General features: G+C 37.7%; 14 protein-coding genes. 6 read left to right on the top strand and 8 right to left on the bottom strand.

Annotated features, from left to right (window positions below):
- Positions 1–229: 229 nt before the first annotated feature.
- From LGO15_RS11430 to LGO15_RS11420, 3 genes are all read left to right on the top strand, one after another.
- Positions 230–820, top strand: a complete 591-nt coding sequence (locus LGO15_RS11430) for a TetR/AcrR family transcriptional regulator (RefSeq protein ID WP_226087658.1) — start codon at positions 230–232, stop codon at positions 818–820.
- Positions 821–833: 13 nt separating this feature from the next.
- Positions 834–1,853, top strand: a complete 1,020-nt coding sequence (locus LGO15_RS11425) for an STAS domain-containing protein (protein WP_413231385.1) — start codon at positions 834–836, stop codon at positions 1,851–1,853.
- 84 nt (positions 1,854–1,937) lie between these two features.
- The gene (locus LGO15_RS11420; protein WP_167830533.1) at positions 1,938–2,780 is read left to right on the top strand and encodes an STAS domain-containing protein; all 843 of its coding nucleotides are present in this window, start codon (positions 1,938–1,940) and stop codon (positions 2,778–2,780) included.
- Between the two features lie 485 nt (positions 2,781–3,265).
- Here the strand turns inward: LGO15_RS11420 and LGO15_RS11415 are convergent, their stop codons facing one another.
- The 4 genes from LGO15_RS11415 to LGO15_RS11400 form a co-directional block, all read right to left on the bottom strand.
- Entirely contained in the window at positions 3,266–3,874 is a 609-nt protein-coding gene (locus LGO15_RS11415; protein WP_226087657.1) for an FMN-binding negative transcriptional regulator, read from the bottom strand.
- Between the two features lie 45 nt (positions 3,875–3,919).
- On the bottom strand, positions 3,920–4,699 hold the full coding sequence (locus LGO15_RS11410) for an SDR family oxidoreductase (protein ID WP_226087656.1): 780 nt from the start codon (positions 4,697–4,699) through the stop codon (positions 3,920–3,922).
- Between the two features lie 188 nt (positions 4,700–4,887).
- Positions 4,888–5,727, bottom strand: coding sequence for a DUF2268 domain-containing putative Zn-dependent protease (locus tag LGO15_RS11405; RefSeq protein ID WP_226087655.1), 840 nt, complete (start codon positions 5,725–5,727; stop codon positions 4,888–4,890).
- Between the two features lie 108 nt (positions 5,728–5,835).
- The gene (locus LGO15_RS11400) at positions 5,836–6,795 is read right to left on the bottom strand and encodes a tetratricopeptide repeat protein (RefSeq protein ID WP_226087654.1); all 960 of its coding nucleotides are present in this window, start codon (positions 6,793–6,795) and stop codon (positions 5,836–5,838) included.
- Positions 6,796–6,916: 121 nt separating this feature from the next.
- Between LGO15_RS11400 and LGO15_RS11395 the strand changes: the two genes are divergently transcribed.
- Entirely contained in the window at positions 6,917–8,203 is a 1,287-nt protein-coding gene (locus LGO15_RS11395) for a M20/M25/M40 family metallo-hydrolase (protein ID WP_226087653.1), read from the top strand.
- Between the two features lie 45 nt (positions 8,204–8,248).
- On the opposite strand, the gene LGO15_RS11390 is transcribed toward LGO15_RS11395, so the two are convergent.
- From LGO15_RS11390 to LGO15_RS11380, 3 genes are read right to left on the bottom strand one after another with little or no spacing between them, the layout of a single operon-like run.
- Positions 8,249–9,010 carry a DUF6339 family protein gene (locus LGO15_RS11390; protein ID WP_226087652.1) on the bottom strand — a complete coding sequence of 254 codons (762 nt, stop codon included), beginning with the start codon at positions 9,008–9,010 and terminating at the stop codon, positions 8,249–8,251.
- A 2-nt stretch (positions 9,011–9,012) separates the two neighbouring features.
- Positions 9,013–9,858, bottom strand: a complete 846-nt coding sequence (locus LGO15_RS11385; RefSeq protein ID WP_226087651.1) for a hypothetical protein — start codon at positions 9,856–9,858, stop codon at positions 9,013–9,015.
- Positions 9,848–11,788 (bottom strand): hypothetical protein, encoded by a 1,941-nt coding sequence (locus LGO15_RS11380; protein WP_226087650.1) that lies wholly within the window; start codon positions 11,786–11,788, stop codon positions 9,848–9,850. The genes LGO15_RS11385 and LGO15_RS11380 overlap by 11 nt, the downstream gene beginning before the upstream one ends.
- A 255-nt stretch (positions 11,789–12,043) precedes the next feature.
- Between LGO15_RS11380 and LGO15_RS11375 the strand changes: the two genes are divergently transcribed.
- A complete protein-coding gene (locus tag LGO15_RS11375) occupies positions 12,044–13,432 on the top strand; it encodes a Sau3AI family type II restriction endonuclease (protein ID WP_226087649.1) in 1,389 nt (462 codons plus the stop codon).
- Positions 13,433–13,554: 122 nt separating this feature from the next.
- Positions 13,555–13,968, top strand: coding sequence for a very short patch repair endonuclease (locus LGO15_RS11370; protein ID WP_226087648.1), 414 nt, complete (start codon positions 13,555–13,557; stop codon positions 13,966–13,968).
- A 44-nt stretch (positions 13,969–14,012) separates the two neighbouring features.
- On the opposite strand, the gene LGO15_RS11365 is transcribed toward LGO15_RS11370, so the two are convergent.
- Positions 14,013–15,260, bottom strand: coding sequence for a DNA cytosine methyltransferase (locus LGO15_RS11365; RefSeq protein WP_226087647.1), 1,248 nt, complete (start codon positions 15,258–15,260; stop codon positions 14,013–14,015).
- Positions 15,261–15,581: the final 321 nt, after the last annotated feature.

Below are 15,581 nucleotides of genomic sequence, written 5' to 3'. Positions count from 1 at the left end.
AACTTAGGACTTTCTCCAACAACTGTCTCACCTGTAACAACTACTGAAAACCTTCGATACAAGAGCTACCTTAGGGAGATCATATCTGTGTCACAAAAACAAAAGGGACATAGAGTTGGGATCGCCTCAAGATTAGAATTAAAATTTATTGAGAGAGTTCAAAATGGTGTTTTTATTTCGAATCCAATATAATGAATTTGCGACCGACTAGTCGGAAGGTGAGTGTAAAATGAACACAAAAGATAAATTGCTTAAAAAAGGTCTGGAACACTTTTCAGAAAAAGGATATGAAGGAACTTCGCTAATTGAAATTGCAAAGGATGTAGGGATTAGGAAGTCAACCATATACTCTCACTTCTCAAATAAAGATGAGTTGTTTTTTGAAGTCCTTCATCGTGTAAATCAAGAATTCTTAGAGTTTTGCACGAACTGTCTTGAGAATGATAAAGACTCATCGATTGACGAGAAATTGTATATTCTTTTGGTGGAATCCATCAAAGTGAACAAAGAAAAATATCAAAATGCACTATTTTGGAAACGGTTAAGGTTATTCCCTCCAGTTCATTTAAAAGAGTCACTGGCAGAAAAATTCCAAGTACAAATGTCCCCTTTACTAGGGATGATCGAGCGGTTGTTTGCTGAAGCAATACAATCTGGTGAAGTGGTGAAAAGTGATCATAACAGCATAGAGTTAGCCATGGCTTACTATACTTTGATGGATGGCCTGGTCATCTCTATCCTCTATGATCGGGAACAAAATTTAGAGAACCGAATAGAAATTTTATGGTCTGCTTTCAAAGATGATTTATTTAGAAGATAAAGGATGATTGATATTGAATTTGGATGCAAAAATAAATGTAGAAGGCATTGACTTTAAATGGAATATGGAGAATGGCAAGTTCTTATTTGAGGAGCAAGATGCTGTATTATTTTGGATTACTTCAGCAATGAAGTCATTTTTTGACACCATTGAGGAAGTATCTGGAGAGGAAGCAGCTAACCTTGTTCTGGAAACAACCGGTTACCGACAGGGATTAGTAGTCGGGGAATATTTTAGCAACATAAAAGACTTAAATGTGAAAGACGCTGCCAGAATGATCACCCACACCTATGCGTCTGCTGGCTGGGGAAGGTCTGAGATAGTAAAACTGGATATAGACTCTTACACTTTCTCAGCACAGATCAGGGACAGCTGGGAATATAAAATTAATTTGGCTCAGGGAAAAAGAAGCGGAACATCCTTCCTTGCAGCCCATTTTGCAGGGGTTTTTAGCGGACTTTTTGGCACTCATATATGGTATGAGCTTGTACAGGATCAGTTGCAAGGTCATGAATATAGTATTGTTTCCTACTTTCCATCCAACATCACCGCTGCTGCTAATATTCATGAACTGGCACGTAAGAAAGAGTCTGAAGAGATTAAACGTTTAGAAGAGATGGTAGAGCTAAAAACAGAAGAATTGAAAATTCTCGTTAAGAAACTGTCATCCCCTATCATTCCCGTTTTGGATGGGATAGTGGTCGTGCCTTTAATCGGAAAATATGATGAAGGCAGATCAGAAGACTTATTTATCAATACCTTACATAATCTGCCAAAGTATAAGGCTAATTATCTGATTCTAGATTTAACTGGCATTGATAATGACATAAATGATCTAACCATCGATTTGATAAAAAAAATCGGGACTTCTGCTTCCTTAATTGGGATCAAATCTATATTAGTCGGTATTTCTGCAGGACTGGCGATGAAAATAACGACATCAGGGATTAGTCTTTCAAAATATGAAGTTTTCCAGACATTGCAGCATGGAATATACCATGCTCTAGGCCAGGCAGGTAAAACGATTATTTAATAGACTCCTTGAACTCAATTAATTTCTTTTTCTATATATATCTTTAAAAATATGACCGGTGAATAAGTTAAGGGGAAATGGTATATGAAATCGTATTCAGATGCAAAGATCAGAACAAAGCTGCATGAATTTTTTCAGGAAAAAACATGGGCCTTAACAGAAGAGTGGTACGACTCCTTAAATAAAACAGACCCTTCTGGTGTCTACTCGTCAACAGACCCGGAAGTGATTACTACTGTTAAACAGCAGAATCATGCATTTCATCTTCATTTCTGCCATGTCTTTATTACTGACCACTCTGATTTTGTTAAGAGCATGGAAAAGTGGGTTCATGAGATTGCGCAGGATTCGGAACATTTAAATACACCAATCCATTATATTTTACGTGAGTTTTTTAACACTCAAGAGCAATATTTAAAATTGTTTGACCAATTCTCAGCTGAAAATATGGAGGAATTTGCGGACAAGGATTTAAATGAATGGAGAATGACCATTATCCGTACTTTTAAAAATATCATTACCTGGTTTGCCGAAGAATACCATCGATATTCATCGATAAAATTACAGGCTCAGCAGGAAACGATCAAAGAACTGAGTTCGCCCATTATTACGGTGGGAAGAAAGACTGCAATACTCCCGCTCATAGGAGTTATTGATACAGAAAGAGCGAGAGTAATATTAGAAAACACACTATCTCAATGCAGTAATAAAGACATAGATATACTTTATATCGATTTGTCAGGGGTGATGATTGTCGATACGATGGTGGCTCAGCAAATTTTCCATCTAATAAATGCTTTGAACTTAATAGGAGTAACTTCTATCCTTTCAGGTATCCGGCCGGAAGTAGCGCAAACCGCAGTTCAACTGGGCATCGATTTTAAAGATATTATCATTAAATCCAACCTTAAACTGCTAAATGATTAATGGTGTTAAAAAAGTGAGGAGAAAACGAATCATCCTTTCTGAATACTTTTCGCGTGCTTGTCCTTGTTAGTCTAAATTTCAATTATTCATTTACAATTAATTTTTAATTCAATAAGTCTGCTCCCATCAATCAGTTTATATGCGAAGGTGGACAGCAGTCTGTCATTCACGGAACTATTTCACATCAAAAAGACTTAGAGAATTTTCAACTCTAAGTCTTTTTTCATTTGGATATAAGCCCCTCTTTACATTTACATTCGGAGGGTTAACGATAAATTGTACTTTATTTTGGAGATTTTTTCTATCCATTGTTTGAGGAGGTTTTTCCACCACTTATTTTTAATAGCAATAGTTCCGTTTCTACACCAAATTTCCCAACTCGTGTAATGAACTGAGCGTATTTGGTGACCAAATCACTTCTAACACTCGCTCTAAGCCCTAGCCCTAAGCTGCCAATTGATATGTGTCCATAGTTAAGAATAGATTTATGACAAATTTTCCTTCATAAAGGAGGCAACTTTCAATTCATTTTGAACAGTAGATTTTTCTAACTGCTCGATAATTAACTCTTGCCGTTCAGCTGGATGATTCTGACTTAATTTAGCCTTGGCTTCGATTTTAGTAATGTTGATCTTAAATGCAACAATGCCTTTACTCAGCCCTTCAATATATCCAGAATCGACGTTTTTCAAATTGTAGGGACTATCTGGCTTTTCATATTTATTGATCATCTCATTTAAGGAATCAAAGATTACTTTGTCATCTTCAATCATGTCCACCTTGCCGTATAAATGGATGGACACGTAATTCCAGGTAGGTACAGCGTCCGTTATTTCATACCAGGAAGGTGAAATATAACTGTGAGGACCCTGGAAAACCACAAGAACTGTTTGATCTTTTATATCCTTCCACTGTCCATTAGCGCGAGCAAAATGACCATATAATGCCTGTTCATCCTTCTTTAAAATCAATGGCAGATGAGTAGCATACGGTTCTCCCCTATGCGTCGAGTAAAGAGTGGCAAAACTATACTTTTCAATAAACTCATAAATCTTCTCTTCATCCTCGATCTTAAAATGTTTGGGTATATACATCACAAGTTCTCCCCTCTCTGAGGAAACAGGCAAATCATTGCATTCTTATTTGCCCAAAAATCCACCCTCAGACTTTATCGTTTGTCCAGTAATCCAGCCAGAATCATCGCTTGCTAAGAACGTGATTAAACGTGCAGCATCTTCAGGTACACCTATCCGTCCTGATGGAAATAGTGGCAGCAGCTGCTCTCTCAATTCATCATTGATCCAACCGGAATCTGTGGGACCAGGATCGACAGAATTTACTGTAATACCGATTGGCGCTAACCCGACTGATAAAGGTTCCGTTATGGCAATCATCATCCCTTTAGTTGCTATATAAGCCAGATTGTTAGGATCAGGACCTTTAGACACCATATTGATGATTCGCCCATCTTTTCCTTCTGGATATGACTTTTCATACCTTTTCGCAAATTCCAGCGACAGCATAAGTGTCCCACTATTATTCACTTCGTAATGCTTGTCCAGAATCTCTCTATTCAAAGTCCGAAAATCCGCTGGTGATCCATAGGTAGCATTGTTCACTAATATAGTAGGTGTCCCCAACGTTTCTTCAACCCGATCCATAATAAGAGTGGATGATTCACTCCTGCTCAAGTCAGCCTCCATATGAGCAGCATTAACTCCCATTTGTCTTAACTCTTCACATAACATACTAGGAAAATCCTGATCTAATCCATTACCGCTCATCTCATCAAACGGAGACCAATGTGTAAAAAACACATCTGCCCCAGCATTCGCAAGTGAGCGGCAAATCGCCGCCCCAATTCCCTTAGAACGGCTTGCGCCTGTTACGATTGCACGTTTTCCTTTTAGATTGGTCATTATTGCACCTCCTGATTTTCCATATTGCTTAACTTAATCCGCCGACTCTATTACACTCTTAATACTTCTGGGCAGAAATGATAAAAATACTAAACTGGCTCATTCCCATAGGTCCAGAGCTGCCTTCCTAAACCCTACAGAATAAACCAAACTCAAGTTATGTAATGCCCTTTCCTTAAGATCATTCCCTACTTCAAAAGATTCGGTAAAATGTCTCTTAAATAATCCGGGATATCCTTTTCTTGCACACTAGCCATTTCTTTAAAACTGACTCCATCATTCAAAAGGAAATGAACCAATTCCCACCCAACATAGTATGCTTCCCTTTCGTGGTTCGTTGTTCCATTCCCAAATGTGAACCTTGTTACAGCTTCTGAAGAGTCATGATCTAAAAAAGGACATATTTGGCTAATGATGTCTGTTCTACTTTCTTTACAAGATTGCAGCCACCCTTTTTTATGCTCAATATATAGCTCATCCGGATGCCCTGGTACTAAGCATTTGCTAACCTGGGTCGCTAACCCTTCCTGCAAAATGGTAGATCCTATCGTTCGTTCCCACTCACCTGTCAGGTTTGCCGTTTGTGTATGAACGATATGGGTCAGTTCATGTGCAAGGTGGATATTGGAATCTCCGTTCTCAATAGGCAAACAAAGCGCCATACGGTTTTGATCATAGGGAGCAACAAATGGATTATTCTCAAATCCCCCAACGAAATAAACGACGACTAAATCAATTGGGTGATCATAACCAAGCAAAGATTTTACTTTTGTAAGATACTCTTTAACTTTTTCTTCATTCGGTTCCCATTTCTCAATAAATGATAAATGCTCAGCATAATGATCCCAAGCTGTATCCAGGAGCTTTCTGGCCATCTTTTGACCATCGTCTCCCGGAGGAACGGCTGCAAAGTTATAATGTTCCTTCCAGAGAGCCCATCTTTCTTCTTCATCAATATCAGGTTTTTTTGCCATATGGAAAAAGGATAAAAACTTGGGCACTAAGTTCAGTATTTCAATTTGATCCAATTGATCTAACCTCCTAAATAGCGTATGTCTTCGTGTTGAATATAATTGAGTCCTGTATATCGAGTATCTAGTAACCACTATGTATACTGCAATTTTGATCCTTCCACATTAAAGCTCCCCGGGAAGGACCTCATCTCCCCTGCATAAAATACATGAACTAAACCCTTCAGCCAACATAAATCCAGCGACTCGCCTATTAGATTCTGGATTAACAACACTAGTGGAAGGAAAGAAAACATTCCACATTGGAATATTCCTGGAGTATCGGCTGATCATTTGCCGAATATTGTCCTCAGTGACTTCCAGCTCGCTCCACAATGTAATTTTATGTTTTAAGTCCCGATAGGTTAATAACTCTTCCGCTGTTATTAATCCGTAGAATAAATAGAAAGATACCGGGTTTAAGCTTAATGTAAAACCATCTGGAAAAAGAATTTCCCTGCCTTGATCGGAAATTCGCAACATTACTTGCTTACCCTTTGGCTGAAAAACAGCAAATTCAGACTCACTAATTCTCGATGCCATTCCGTTTTCAATTTTCCTATAAAACATCCTTTCAAAAACGTCTTCATCCAGAACCAGGATCTCGTTCCGGTACTTTTCTACCCTTTCTTTTTCCAACTCGGAGTACAAATTCTCTTCTATACTTTGAATCTCCAAAATTGACTCTTTCGCAATTCTGATTCCACAGTTGACCATAAACATATTAGCAAGCATGGTTTGGGTATCATTCAACCCTTCTGTCGTACTCCCATCCAATGCTTTTCCAAAGTGAAAGATGGCCTTCGTGTATTCATTGTTTCGGTAAAATAAATAACCAAGTCGATAATTTGCTACAGGATGGTCCTTTTGAATTCTTAAAGCTGTTTCTAAATACCTTTTTGCAATATTTGGATCAGGCTTTTCCGCCATTTTGAAGTATTCAGCCTGAGAGACATAGAGCTTTACTAATTTTTTCTCAATTAGATGTTGACTGGTTCTATCCCTTTTCTTCCTGGCTTCCATTAGTTCGTCCTTTAACCGCTTTTCTTCGTCTTTAGGATGCAATTCCCTCTCTTGTCTAGCCACAGCGACTCACCTCAATATTCATTTCAACTTTTGCATGTAAAATCCCTCTTTTTCTACTGTGACTCGGTGTCACAACACGCTTGCTAAACTAAGCTTACCAAACAAAGGGAGATGATTATGAATGAAAAACAACATTCTATTGGCAAGACATGGGTTGCAAAAGGAAGATGCAAAGTCCTCACCGCAAGGAATCACTTCACAGTTACTAAACCGACTTATGATTGCACCTGGCTCTTTAGAAAATGATTCATCTATAATTAGCACATTACTCGAGGCTGGCCGGGAAATAAACTCTCCGGGTCCTGGAATGCTGATTGATCCGCTTGGAGGAGAATTGCCGCTTACTGACTTTGATCCTTACATTCGCGGCATCGTACGTTGGTTAAACGAGTTAGGTATCCATACCTTTGGTTCCTGTGACGGCCATGGCAAAAGGCCTGCACATATCTTTCTGAAGAAATTCCCGAACAGCAAACAGACTGAAATCATAAATGCCGCAGTTCCCGCAAATGTGAAATGCAGAATTGACGGTAAAAATGTCCGTCTTACTTATCCGCTAGATAATCAAATGCCGCTTCTCGAGATGGCTGAAAATTTATATCAACTTTCTCAGAATCCCGGCTACTTAAGAAACCTTCAAGCCGATAATTTTAAATATCAATTAATTGAATTGCTCAATATTCCTGGAGCAAGTACAGATGAGAGAGCCATTCGTTTAACTCTGAAAAATAAGCTGAATCGCGTACTCGACAACTGTTTCATCGATAAAAAAGGCAATCTTCTCGGCTATATGGAGTGCGGGACCGGCCCAACCATTCTCCTTTCGGCTCATATGGATACAGTAGAAGAAATTATATGTGGCCGTGAAATTATCGAGGAAGGCACTACCCTTAGTAGCTCAAAAGGAATTCTAGGAGCAGATGACCGTGCAGGAATTGCTGCTATACTTTCGATATTAAATAGAGTACGAAAGACCAATTTCAATGGAACGATAAAAGTGGCTTTTACAGTTGAAGAAGAAATTGGATGCCGAGGCTCACGTGGAATAGACAAGGATTTTATCGAGGATGTAGATGCAGCGATTGTTATTGACCGAAGAGGTAAAAGAGATATTGTGACATCAAACGGAGGTTTCGTTTTCTGCTCGGAAGAATTTGGCAAGCTATTCGAACAAGCAGGAAAACTGACAGGCATGGAAGATTGGCAAGTAACCCCAGGTGGAATCAGCGATGCTAAAGTGTTTGCCAATTACAGTATACCATCAGTCAACCTGTCAGCCGGATACCAAAATGAGCATACTGATTTTGAGACAGTTGACTATTTGGCTACGTTTGAGACCATGTTATTAGTTGAATCTTTGTTGCATAACAACTTAATTCAATCAGAAAAAGATACTATTGAATTTTAATATATTTTAAAACAAAAAGCATACCTTAATAGTATGCTTTTTGTTTTAAACAGGCTGCTCAACTTCAATCCCATAATACTTGACCAAATAATTATCTATCATCCTCTCAACTTCATCAGTCGTCAGCATATCCAGAATCATTGCACCGCCAACGACGTTCAAATACTTGTTAGCCTGAACAAAGTGATCTCGTTTTATGCTGATTCCTCTATTCTGCAACTTTATTATCGATTTTAGGATACCTTTTGTGATATTTGGATTTGATGTGAAGTTACTTGAGAAAAACACGACACTTCTTGCTGAAAAGTCCTTTTCACAAAAGAAGTCTGTAAGCCAATAAGGATTCTCAGTATTAGCTTCATCGTATGTCATATATCCAACCCACCATAACCGTGCCAGGATATGAACGAACAGCGATCTTTTGTTGCCGTTTTTGAAGAACATAGCGGTATTTATACGTGTATCATTTCCACTCTCCAATTCATTCTTCAGCCGATAAAAGGCAAAATCCCTAAATTGCAGGTGAGCCAATCCTGACCAAAGTCTTTCCTGGGTGGCTTGTGATACCGTTAAATGCTTTAATGCCTCATAAATTACCTTCACATTCTCTTTGTCACTCACTGAGTAATCTTCATCTAGATTCAAAGCTGGCATTTCAAAAGATACACTTGATTCTATTACTCTACCTTCTTCTTTAAAATATTCGTCGAACCATTGATGATTTTTATTATAATAATTTTCTTTATAGGCATCATAATTCGTCCGTAAATCCATTAATGTTTCGTCTGAGATAAATTTAAGTTTCAATGTCAATCCTCCGCACGGTTGAGTTTTTCAATCTCTTCAAAGCTTGTTTTCAATGGTTTTCTCAAGACCAGTTGAGCAGCTTTCAATGCAGAAAAAGTATCGGAACCAACATCCTCGAGTTTATGATTGTTTTCATCGAAGATTTTATCTAGCACTTGATACCATGTATATTCCTCAAAGTCCCCTTGGCTATCTTTGATTTTAGAAAAAATATATACCAAAGCTGGCATGAAAACCGCTGACAAAATAGTGTTTTTCAATCGAGAATTAGCATTTCCAGCATATTGATTATATTCATACTCTGGGAGTGCAATCGTAATATTGTTCGAATTTAAATCGACTTCCATAAACTCTTTCTTTTGAGATTTACTCACTGTAATAATAGAAGGTAAATTTAAAAGCTCCGCATTATCCTCAAACAATGTCGTTTCGATCGCCTCGCCAATTGCGATGAAGTTCCCTTTCTCAAACGTAATCGGAAAGCCTTTATACCAGTCACTCAATGAATCATTGAGATAATCCGTTATTCTATCTTTAGCGATGATAAAAGAATGAATTTGGATTTTTCCTCTTAAATTACTCGAAGGAATCGAAATCTCCAAAGAATCTTGGAAAGATTCATATGCTTGTCGAAAACTGGTTTGACCGCATTCAACATGGATTAAGAAAACAGCTTTCTGTTGATGAATTACCTCTTTAACGCCATTGTTGTCCAGCTGGAAATGGGCATTAATTTTCACTTCACCAAATGACTCAGCCACTTCAATTCCGGTTGAAAAACTGGAATCTATATAATCATCATTATTCATATAAAGCACAGGATATGGATATGCACTACTAATTTTCATACAGCTCCACCTCCATTACACAGTAATCCGAGTAGTCAATTTCAACATCAAGCATAAAGCTTTTATTCGCTTTAAGAGATTGCAAATAGATAGTATTAGCAGTATATTTCTCTACTAAAACCTCTGAGTTATCAGTTGCCGCCTTTCTAATTGGAAGATCATAATCACTTTGTTCTCCCACAACCTTAAATACCAGGCGACCGCTTGCCAAGGACTTTTGAGGAGTAACCATGAATCGGTATTTCCCATCAATCTTATCAACACATGCATACCTTTGTTGCATTTGAACCGGCTTCTTGCTTGGTTTACGCTCTCTCTTTTTGTCTTGATCTCCTGGATCATTATCATCCAGTTTATTATTCCCACCAGTTTCAGTTGATCCGCCTCCAGCATCTCCACCCCCACTGTGTTGACCAGTCCCGTTTCCACCCTGATCTCCAGTCGGCGTAATACCGAATTCACCTTTTAACTGTTCCTCTATGTCTTCATCTTGCTCACCCTTAGTAACAGCCTTCTTTGGGGGCTCTTCCTTTTTCTTTTTAGAAACAAGCGATTTAATCGAAGATGTTAAGGACTCAGTCTTATTCTTGCCACTGTCTGAGAGCAAATTTTTATTTGGCAGGAAATCACTTAATCCAACCGCATCCATGCTATCCGTGATTTTCTCCTGGAATAGCTCGTTCACCGTCTTTCTTATATAACTCCTCAAATCAGAATAAATCTTTTTTGCCAATTTCGGATCCTTCTCATATCTTTCAGGAGCCCATTCATTATGAGCAGGGTTCTCCATTTGCTTAAAAATGTTGTTCATATGGTTACCAGTGATCATTAGGATACCAGTAAAAGAAATGCTCCCGCTGATATTTTTCTGTTCGAACAGACGCATACCAGTTTTTCTCGTCATTAACACACGTCGATTCAAATCTTCCCCTTTAAACAAAAGCAGTTCAGCTTCGCCTTCTTCAAATGAAATACCATTCTTATATTGTTGTGCTGGATATTTTAGTTTTATGGTTTTCTCAGAGTTTAGGAGATTGAAATAATTTTTGAGAATCTCGTTCTCCTCAGTGCTCTCCAAGTCATGTATTAACTGTCCAAGATTTTCATGAGTGATTTCAAAATCATTAATCCTGACAACCAACTTCTTTTGGAAAATCGTAATGAAAAAATTATGTAAAACAGATCTTTTCACTTCATTTTCCCAATCCCCAACAGGTTCGAATGCAGAGACATAAATATCCGTACCAGTCTCTTTACGAATAAATTGAGAATCAAGCTGGATTGATCCAGGAATGGCAAGGGACCTTTCATTATGTGTAAAGTAACCGTTACCTAAAGTAATTTGATTTTCGTTCTTCTGGAAGGACATGATGTTGGCCACGCCAATATAAGATTCATATTCAGTAATATCTTTGGATGAATAAAAAAGTGTCCTTAGATTCGAATTCAGGAAAGGAGCCGATTTCCCTATGCCGAAGCTTCCGCCAGAGCTTTCACCCTTATTAGAAGATCCCGCTTCTTTGACTAATGAGCTCCATGGACTGCCTATTTCACCATCACGTGCACCTTCAAGCCCTTTAGTATTGAAGTCACTAATTCTTAAAAAGTTAATATTGCTTTTCCCTAAGAGACTTAAAGCGTTTTCGATAAAATCTTCACTTTTCTTATTTCTGCCACTCCAAGTAGCTTCACATTTATGGAATACATCAACAAGCTCATCCTTCTCAGGAAAGTCATTAGTATTCATCTGGAATTGCGAAAACTCCACTATGACAGGACTCTTTGTATCCTTTACGGCATCGAGGGAGTTCTGACAAACCTCCCTAGTCAATGATTCCAAAGCATTCCCTCTAAAAGTCTCTAGACCGGCATTATTTATTGAATTGATTAACCCACCAGTAGCAGCTGGAAAGTTCCAATAAGTATTCATTGTTAACCCCCAATTCCCCTTCAACAACTCTAATGTAATATTTTATGTTCTCTATATAGTAATATATTCACACTATTAATTATTTTAACATATTAACCCTTGAAAAATGGTAATAAATTTACTATTTCCAAGACCTTCTGTAGTCAATCTAAATAGGCAATCTAGTAATTCTATATGTGATGCTTTATACTATAGTTACATTTTTGTAAAATTTACCCTTTTGATATAAAAGCAATCTAGTTTGAGGTGATTGGTATGAAATACCTTACTTTGGATGAATTAGTGGAGAAGGCACAAGAAGCGGAGGGAAAAACCTTCGGAGAAATCGACACGTATGACAGATTGGAAAAGAAGAAAGCTAAGGGTGGATTAGGGCAAGTAATCGAAGAAAGTTTTTTTGGTTACACGGTGAATTCAGATGCAAAACCTGACTTTGAACATCTGGGTGTGGAATTAAAAGTTACCCCATTCAAACGCAATAAAAATGGTTCACTTTCAGCAAAAGAACGCTTGGTTCTAAACATCATTAATTATATGGAAGAAGTTAATAAACACTTCCAGACATCAAGCTTTTGGAAGAAAAACGAGAAACTACTCCTTATGTTCTATGAATGGCTTCCTGAAATTGACCGGAATGATTATCGTATTTATAAAAGTGTCTTATTTACTTACCCTAAAGCTGATTTAGAAATTATCAAACAGGATTGGGAAACCATCCTAGAAAAAATTAAGAATGGCAAAGCACATGAAATTTCAGAAGGAGACACTAATTATTTGGGTGCATGCACAAAAGGAGCCAATAAACAGAGTTTACGAACCCAACCTTTTTCTAATGTTTTGGCAATGCAGCGTGCATATTCTCTGAAGCCATCTTATATGACTGCCTTAGTTCGGAAATATATTAAGAATGAGGATTTGGTAAGTTTTGCTTCTGCAGTTGAATTGGAAAAGAAGACACTCAAAGAATTGCTTGTCGAAAAATTCTCCCCATATATTGGATGTACTGACAAACAAATAGCTGATCATATTAATATTAAGTACAATCCAAAATCCAAAAGTTTTGTACCCAATATAGTCAGTTCTTTTTTAGGTACCAAGGGAACCAGGTTGGATAATATCGAAGAGTTCGCAAAGGCTAATATTCAATTTAAAACAATACGGCTTGAACCGAATGGAAAACCTGAACAACATATGTCTTTTGAGAACATAGATTTTCAACAGTGGACACAGGAAACTTGGGAAGATAGCTATATTAGGCAGCGTTTCCAGGAAACCAAATTTTTGTTTGTTATATTTGAGTTTAAAGAAACCAAAAAGCAGAACCCGAATAGGAAGTTATATTTAAAAGGTATCAAGCTTTGGAATATGCCTTATGAAACGATTGAAACAAAGATAAAGGAATTATGGAATGAAGTAAAAAAAGTGGTCGACGAAGGGGTAGCGATTGAATACAAATATCATGGGGAAAAGTTAGTTGAAACAAACAACCTTCCTAAAATCGGATTCAATGGAGTCACCCACCTAAGACCAAAAGGTATAGATGGAAGAGATAAAATCATCCTGCCGGATGGTCAAAAAATGACGAAACAATGTTATTGGTTAAATAATAGTTATATAGCAGAAATAGTTAAGGAATTAGATTGATTTTTTGGTGTTTAAATGTCTAATAAGGACTTTTCATAAATTAGACCATTTACCTTTTCCATGTTTATTTTTCTTTCTAGTTGGTAGAAGATATTAACACTGCCCTGGGGAGGAGATAGACAATGGTAGACCAGCAAAGAAGTAAAATTATGTCTTCAATCAAGGCTGTTTCAAAATTGGAATCCCTTGTGACACAGGAGCTTTGGAAAAAAGGGTTCAGATTCAGAAGGAATGTACGTGGGATGGTCGGGACCCCTGATATAGCTATAAAGAAATATAAAGTGGTTATTTTCATAGACTCATGCTTTTGGCATTTTTGTCCTATCCACGGTAGAATGCCTAAAAGTAATATTGAATTCTGGAAGAAGAAACTTGAACGTAATCAAGAACGAGATAAAGAACACACTCAATTCTACCTTCAGAAAGGGTGGCATATTTTAAGGATATGGGAACATGAAATCAGGCAAGATTTTGATGAAACAATCCTAAAAATCGCTACTTTCATTAAGCATGCGAAAGAAGTGGAAGCTATATAAGCAAGAGGCCTTGACTAATCCCGTCAAGGCCTCATCTTTTTGCCTTAAAATAAACTTAGCTGCTGTGGATCATTTTTAATAGCTTCTTGCTCTTCTTCCTCAATTTCAAGTATGCGTTCGCCCATACGCTGTACCAAGCCGACAACAAGAGCGTTACCCATGCAGAAATACCTCATTCGATCTGACATGCCTTCAGTCCAGTTATCTGGAAAGCCATTGAGTCGTTCACACTCGACTGGAGTCAAAACACGAACTCTTTTGGTTTCTGGATCCTCAATCACATGACTGCTCCTGTTGGTTGTAGCCTCGCTAGTCAACATAGTTCGACCTGGCTTATCCAATGGCTCTGGAAATGCCATACCACCCTCCGAAAAAATGTAACTATGCCCACTTGCAGAAGTACGCTCTATTTTTTTGGGCCCTTTTAAATACTCGAATTTTTCGATTTGTGCATCTGATAGATAATATTTCTCATCCACGCTTGATTCTACAATCTCACTTAGCGTTATTGGTGATTCAAGTTTTGGTGTGAGTTCTTCTGTATAAACAACTCCATCCCGCATGATGCCCGCATTCATATATTTACTGCAGAAATGCTCAGAGATATCTACTAAATCCTGCGGCAATATAAATGAATCAGGTTTATATTTTGACGGCTCGTCTGTGACCGGAAAAGCATTAGCGAAGAAGCCCTCTTTTTTAATCATAAGTTCATCATCAATATTTTGTCTGGTCTTAAGATATGGAGAATCATTACGGATTGCGAAAATAAATACCCTTCTTCTCCTCTGAGCCTGTCCATATTCAGCAGCATTGATCACACGCCATTCTACGGAATACCCGAGGTCCCGGAAACTTGCAAGCATGACAGAAAAATCTCTGCCCCGTTGTGTGGAAGGGGATTTCAACAGACGATCGACGTTTTCTAAAAGTAAGTATTTTGGACGCAAATCGGTCGCTAATCTAATAATCTCCCAGAACAAGACCCCCTTCTTCCCTTGAATACCTTTTTCTCCGGAAAGTGTGCGAGCTACCGAATAATCCTGGCATGGGAATCCACCCACAATCATATCCACGTTTAAATCTATAAATCTATTCGCATCAACTTTTGCGATATCTTCATTAGAATGAATCCCTTTTCCATAGAAACGTCTAGCATAGCAATCAAAAGCATCTTGTGCCTTCTTTGAAGGTTCCCATTGATTACCCCAAACCACTTCAAATCCATTTGTTGCTTCCAAACCTAGCCGGAAACCACCTACGCCGGCAAACAATTCTGCTACTTTTATCATTCGGAACATCCTTTCGGTATGTTTTATACCTAAGAAATATTATATTAAATTTACCTAAAAAGATCAACAAATATTATTTTAAGGCATTAAAAATTCTACCTAAATTTTATATCCATTAGATTATATTATCATAATTTCCTCCTTCTGAAACAAACTATTTAATTTACAACTAGTTCCATACTTTTGCTTTCAACCTTGTTATCATTTCATCACAACAAGAACATTTGTTCTGCATTATTCCAGTGACTATTAATAATTCTACTTTAAGAAATGTCCAACTTTGTGTTATTACTTGTTTTAAACACACTCATAAAATAGTAC

This window comes from Mesobacillus sp. S13, assembly GCF_020422885.1.
GTDB lineage: Bacteria > Bacillota > Bacilli > Bacillales > Cytobacillaceae > Mesobacillus > Mesobacillus selenatarsenatis_A.
Note: the sequence above shows the minus strand (reverse complement) of the source record. Positions and strands in the feature narration are given on the sequence as shown.

What these genes read in the sequence shown, in the direction of transcription:
- LGO15_RS11380 (WP_226087650.1), bottom strand. Translation starts at nt 11,788, where the DNA reads ATGAATACTTATTGGAACTTTCCAGCTGCTACTGGTGGGTTAATCAAT.
- LGO15_RS11410 (WP_226087656.1), bottom strand. Translation starts at nt 4,699, where the DNA reads ATGACCAATCTAAAAGGAAAACGTGCAATCGTAACAGGCGCAAGCCGT.
- LGO15_RS11415 (WP_226087657.1), bottom strand. Translation starts at nt 3,874, where the DNA reads ATGTATATACCCAAACATTTTAAGATCGAGGATGAAGAGAAGATTTAT.
- LGO15_RS11395 (WP_226087653.1), top strand. Translation starts at nt 6,917, where the DNA reads ATGAAAAACAACATTCTATTGGCAAGACATGGGTTGCAAAAGGAAGAT.
- LGO15_RS11365 (WP_226087647.1), bottom strand. Translation starts at nt 15,260, where the DNA reads ATGATAAAAGTAGCAGAATTGTTTGCCGGCGTAGGTGGTTTCCGGCTA.
- LGO15_RS11385 (WP_226087651.1), bottom strand. Translation starts at nt 9,858, where the DNA reads ATGAAAATTAGTAGTGCATATCCATATCCTGTGCTTTATATGAATAAT.
- LGO15_RS11420 (WP_167830533.1), top strand. Translation starts at nt 1,938, where the DNA reads ATGAAATCGTATTCAGATGCAAAGATCAGAACAAAGCTGCATGAATTT.
- LGO15_RS11375 (WP_226087649.1), top strand. Translation starts at nt 12,044, where the DNA reads ATGAAATACCTTACTTTGGATGAATTAGTGGAGAAGGCACAAGAAGCG.
- LGO15_RS11430 (WP_226087658.1), top strand. Translation starts at nt 230, where the DNA reads ATGAACACAAAAGATAAATTGCTTAAAAAAGGTCTGGAACACTTTTCA.
- LGO15_RS11370 (WP_226087648.1), top strand. Translation starts at nt 13,555, where the DNA reads ATGGTAGACCAGCAAAGAAGTAAAATTATGTCTTCAATCAAGGCTGTT.